Source organism: Candidatus Jidaibacter acanthamoeba (assembly GCF_000815465.1).
GTDB classification, from domain to species: domain Bacteria; phylum Pseudomonadota; class Alphaproteobacteria; order Rickettsiales; family Midichloriaceae; genus Jidaibacter; species Jidaibacter acanthamoebae.
In genome coordinates this window covers 1-5,283 of sequence record NZ_JSWE01000116.1, presented here as the reverse complement: position 1 = coordinate 5,283, position 5,283 = coordinate 1, and the positions used below count along the sequence as shown (strand labels likewise).

At 31.0% G+C, this 5,283-nt stretch carries 6 protein-coding genes; 4 read left to right on the top strand and 2 right to left on the bottom strand.

The annotated features are described in order from the left end of the window. Positions 1–588: hypothetical protein (locus NF27_RS12450; protein WP_161791814.1), on the top strand; the 588-nt coding region annotated here is incomplete at its 5' end. Further along, positions 575–751 (top strand): HNH endonuclease, encoded by a 177-nt coding sequence (locus NF27_RS05495; protein WP_161791813.1) that lies wholly within the window; start codon positions 575–577, stop codon positions 749–751. The genes NF27_RS12450 and NF27_RS05495, both read left to right, overlap by 14 nt. Before the next feature lie 7 nt (positions 752–758). Here the strand turns inward: NF27_RS05495 and NF27_RS05490 are convergent, their stop codons facing one another. Beyond that, positions 759–3,515: a ribonuclease HepT family protein gene (locus tag NF27_RS05490; RefSeq protein ID WP_039456795.1), complete on the bottom strand. Its 2,757-nt coding sequence runs from the start codon at positions 3,513–3,515 to the stop codon at positions 759–761. A gap of 518 nt (positions 3,516–4,033) precedes the next feature. On the opposite strand from NF27_RS05490, the gene NF27_RS05485 reads away from it, so the two are divergent. Both NF27_RS05485 and NF27_RS13295 read left to right on the top strand, forming a co-directional pair. Beyond that, positions 4,034–4,597: a hypothetical protein gene (locus NF27_RS05485; RefSeq protein WP_039456793.1), complete on the top strand. Its 564-nt coding sequence runs from the start codon at positions 4,034–4,036 to the stop codon at positions 4,595–4,597. Positions 4,598–4,669: 72 nt separating this feature from the next. After that, complete coding sequence (locus NF27_RS13295; protein WP_039456802.1) at positions 4,670–4,984, top strand: transposase; 315 nt, start codon at positions 4,670–4,672, stop codon at positions 4,982–4,984. A 95-nt stretch (positions 4,985–5,079) separates the two neighbouring features. Here NF27_RS13295 and NF27_RS11810 read toward each other — a convergent pair whose 3' ends face one another. Then, positions 5,080–5,217 (bottom strand): IS3 family transposase, encoded by a 138-nt coding sequence (locus NF27_RS11810; RefSeq protein ID WP_084212820.1) that lies wholly within the window; start codon positions 5,215–5,217, stop codon positions 5,080–5,082. Positions 5,218–5,283: the final 66 nt, after the last annotated feature.

Below are 5,283 nucleotides of genomic sequence, written 5' to 3'. Positions count from 1 at the left end.
TTACATGATAACATGCTACCAGCACTCACAGGTGAGCAATTGAATCTTGGCCCCTTAAATCGCATGATGATAAGCGACCTATATGATAAAGTACATTGGAGAGTAACGGCAGAACCAGAAGAAGAAAAAATAGGATTTATTAAAGGCCAGGCTATAGAATTTAAAGAAAATGTTATTAATGAAGTGTACTGCGATAACGAGGTAGATATTAATTGCCCTGATTATTTGAATTATCATGAATTCAATCAAGAAGAACTGATTAAGTGCATATATTATCTCTGTGTTGTTGACCATCTAAAAGAGATGATCAGAAAAGTAGAACAGTATATGAGTGAAGATATAACTTTGGAGGATTTTGATGGTCTTCTGCCGCAATGCACTGAAGAGTATATAAAGCTGAACAAGATGAATAAAGAAATGATTGTGAGTTTAAACAGGCAAATGTGGCAATGGTTTGGATCAATTAGCGGAGAGGAATTTGCAGATTTTATTAAAACTCAAGCAGCCGATTTTGACATATGTATAGATGTAAAGCCAGTAGGCGAATATCAGGATGGAGAGGTTGTGTTCTATGATGAAAAGGCTTGAGGGGCTGCGACCTCAGGCAAACTTAGCAGCAGGATTTAAAGACACACCTAATAATTATACCTGGCATCATCATGAAGAAGGAAGGCTTTGTCAAGATCCTGAAAAGAATGGTAGTGATACCATGTATGGAGGCAAGTATATAACAATTGGGGGTTGTATTTAGTTTTTAACTACATACCATTCTCAAAAGCAGGCTTTGACTTTAATAATTCATTTACATGGTTTCTATTCGGTATTCTAACCTCTTTTAGATTTTCCAATAAACTTTCAATATTCACGTGATGAAAACTATTACTTTCCGGCAAATACATAATAATACGTGTCATTAGTTCCGAAGACAGGTAAGAAAAGTAATCATCTTCTTTCTTAATATTAAACGGAGGATGTTGCTCTATTCCTCTTCTTATGGATTGTGATAATGGAGTAATAATGTTAATTAGCTTAGCAACATTATAAAATATCTTTGGTGCAAGCTTATTTAAGCCCCCTACTAAAAAAAAACTATTATCTACCTTTTGCTCTAATGTTCCATTATGAATAACGTTATATTCAAATATTTTTAAGTATTGGCTCTGTAAGTTAAGAGTAGATTGTGCCATATGTAAAGGTGATTGATCTTTATCCTGTATATGTAAGGTAGGAGTTGGCTCATCATTATTTATTAAATGAAGGGTTTCTTCAGGTACTTGAGAATTTATGGCGACTTGTTCTTTTATTAATTTTAATGCAGGTAATAATTCAAAAATTAGTACTAACATAATCATACCAATCTCATACTGTCTAGTATGAGTAAGAGGGTACTTATCAGGAACTCTAGGTGGGTTATCTTGTAGAAAGTTACCATGTTCGATATAGTTCCTTGTGCGCCTTAGCAGATCAAATCTCTTAAATAGATATTCATAACACTTAACTTCTGGATAATCTTTTATTTGTTCTAAGAATTTTAATAGTTGTCCTGCATTATATTCTATAGCATCAGACAATTCAGGGTTTAATCTTAATAAAATATAATATTTCTCAATAAATAATTCAATATTTTCCTGACCCAATGCTTCTACCCATGCGTTGAAATCTTCATAATGAAAATTTGTTGCAATAAAATCGTTTTGTTCAATAAATTCTTTAATATTAGTTATTGCCTCTACAGCAGAATCAATATGTTGCTCTCTGCTTAATAGGGATTTTTCTGAACTCCACATCAATTCCAATGATAATTTTCTTATTACATCTAATCCTTGCAATTTACTAATACGATCATGCTCTTTTTTTTCTCTTTTAATCTCTTTGCGTTTTACAATTGCTTCTTTAGAATCATCAATTTTAGTTTTTTTTATTTTTGTTTTAGAAGTATTCTCACGAATTAAGTTTATGACCTTTTCAGCTATTTGTTTACATTGAAGATATAAGGGCTCATTATTACGTGAGATTAGCAAGTACTTTAAGTAAATTCTATTAGGCTCTTTTGTATATCTCCCTGCGGATATATTGATAAATATATTGATCCATTCTTTTCTAATTTCAAAAGGAGCATTAGTATCTAAAAGGGTTTTTAAAAATATGTTTCTATCTTCTTTAGATATACTTGTATCATATTGATTTAAATTATTATTTTTATAATGATAAAGGTTATTCCAAAATTCCATAGGATTAAAAGGGGAGCATTTTGGAAACTGTTGAGCTCTAATAACTATAAGATTAATAATTCTTATATAAAGCTCTTCCATCTCTATAGTTAATATACTTTCAAAGAACTCGCTATCTTTTAATAGCTTGTTATTTATCCTTGCTTTTAAATCTTCCTTATATTGGTGAGTAATACTATTCCTAATGTTTATAAAAGCATCCCAATCTGTTAAGGGATCTAATTGCTTTAATTGTGATGAGAGATTTTTATTTGTAAGTAATTCTCCTATTTTTTGTAGTCTTCGTAGGGCAGCATGCAGACCCTGCTTAGTGGATAAGTTTATATAGGTATCATTATTATCAATTGAAGATTCTTTAATTTGGCTTTTATTCATGGAGCTAAGGCTAAATGATGGTAACTTCATTGCATTAACTAATGTTTTTTTCTGAATTTCTTGAAAATGACTTAGACAATGTTGTAATAATTTCATTAAAGTGAAAGTATCAGTAATTCTTAGAGTTAAGGCTTTTATGGCAGGAAGTTCAACAGAAGTTACTTCTTTTAAACAAATGCTTTTTCCTTGTTTTGTTAATAAGTATATATTATTTATTACTTTTCTTAATTTTGGTAAGTCATTATTAATAATATCTGGAATAGCTGCTTCTATTATTCGATCGCTAAATTTTATTTCAGCATAAAGGGATGCTTTTATTTCTTCAGTAAGTTTGTCATACTCAAATAAATTTAAAATGAAATCTTGTCCAGATTTAGGAACCATTAAACCACCTAAAGCCTCTAATGCTTTCCACCTCGAGCCAGAAGCTAGTAAAAATTCATACTCTCCTCGGCACCGGCCTGAAAGACTATCTATAGTTTTAGTGATATTATATAAAATAGTCCTGCTATAGTTAAGGTAAATACCTTCATCTATGCTAATAGATATTGGTTTGTAACCTGATTTAAATAAGCTTTTACCTTCACCAAAATATTTTATAAGTATATTAAGAGCTTGGCTAATGTATTCTAAACGGTATAAATCGAACTTAGTATTTTCTTCTTCAGATAAACCAATTTTTTGAGGCAACCGAATTTTATCTTGAGTAAATGCATTAAGCTCAGATAAAGCTTCTTTGAAACTATTTTTCAAATTAGAATTTGCCATTGAAAAATCAATAGTTAACAATGTTGCTATTTCTTCATTAACCCTATAAATTTTTTCTTCCTGTCCCTTTTCTATTTCATATGTAATTATATTATTTGATCGGTTAGATTTTTTTATATGGGTAGTAACTTTTTTTCTCATATGCTACCATAATTTTTTATACTGAAGATGGCTCATCTTAGGCATGATATATGCTACTAAAGGTGTTAATATATTTTTTATAAGGACTGTAACACATGTTACATCCCCTATAAAGGCAAATAACCTATTAAAAATATTTGCACATTGCATTTTTTCATTTTTTTAACTTTGTATACTCAAATTTAAATACACTATTGATCTTATCCCGTTATAGTGGAGAGGTAGTTAAGCAACTTTGTAGTAATATTGCTCAAAAACGTTAGGAGAGCAATAATTTAAAGTAGAATGTCTACATTATAGAAAGCTTCTACATTTTAGCATTTCTACTGCCGCATCAGAACATTTGACACCCTTATTCAGGTTCAAATCATTCCCCCAAATCATTTCAAACCCGACTCATAAACAGCCACCATAAAAAGGTTGGTATATTAGATTTAACAAATATTTAACAGCATTTTATTTGATATATTCATTTTTATTATATATAATTTGCTTAAATCAACTAATTAATTTTTAAAATGAGAAATAATATTATTAGCCTTAAGAATGCAAGCCATCTGAGTTTTGCAGCTTTAGCTTTACTTGAAGTTAACAACCTTGGAATAATTTCATCTGAGTTACTAAGTTCTTACTCTACAACTTATTTATATCCTGCACTTGCAGTTGGTACAATAATTCTCGGAGCTTTAAACGTCTACCGATCTGCCAAAAACATTGACGAATGCTTGAAGAGTTTTCGCGACAGATATTCTGCAAATTTTGATGATTACAGTAACCCGCTTGCTCAAGCAGTAGAACAAGATTTCAAAAGTAGTATTGATATTAATCAGCTAGGGGAGAATATAATAAAACTTGGTTCTACTACAGCTTTCTTTATAGCTACTACTGCCATATTCAATATTGGTTATTTCCCGTTACTATTCTGTACATCGATTGCACATTTGAATTTAGTAGTGTTTAACGATAAGACTGATGCATTACTTAAAGCTTATATTCCCGAAGAGCATCTCAAGATATTTAATCAAGATACTTTTGCTTCTCGAGTATTGAATAAATTATCTTCTACACTCATGCTTCAATAAAGTATAAATAACAAGAAGTGATGTTATCCCGAAAAAGTAGAGAAGGAGGAAAGGAACTCTGATAAAAAAGAAATAACTAATCAGAGAAAAGAAAGAAGAAGGAATTATACAAAAGAATTTAAAGTAGAAGCAATAAAGCTAGTAACTGAAGAAGGATATAGCCTCAGTCAAGCAGCGGAGGGTCTAGGGATCAGTAAAAGTACCATAGCTAAATGGAAGCAGGTACTAAGCAATAAAGGAGATAAAGATATAGCATTTCCCAGCAAAGGGCAGCTTAATCCTGAAGAAGCAAAATTAAAAGGATTACAGAAGGAGCTGGAGAGAGTAAAGAGGGAGAGAGACATATTAAAAAAGACGCTAGCATATTTTGCCGATCCGCTAAAGTAAAATATGCATTTATAGAGAGGGAGGCGCACAAATATAGTATAAGAGAAATGTGCAAAGTGTTTGGGTGATCTTATCCCGTTATAGTGGAGAGGTAGTTAAGCAACTTTGTAGTAATATTGCTCAAAAACGTTAGGAGAGCAATAATTTAAAGTAGAATGTCTACGTTTTCCATTATAGAAAGCTTCTATGTATTCAAATATAGCACTTTTCACCTCACTTTTAGTTTTAAAAATACGCTTAAAAGGGTAGTGATACCGTGTATGGAGTCAAGTATATAACATTTGTGAGTTGTATTTAGT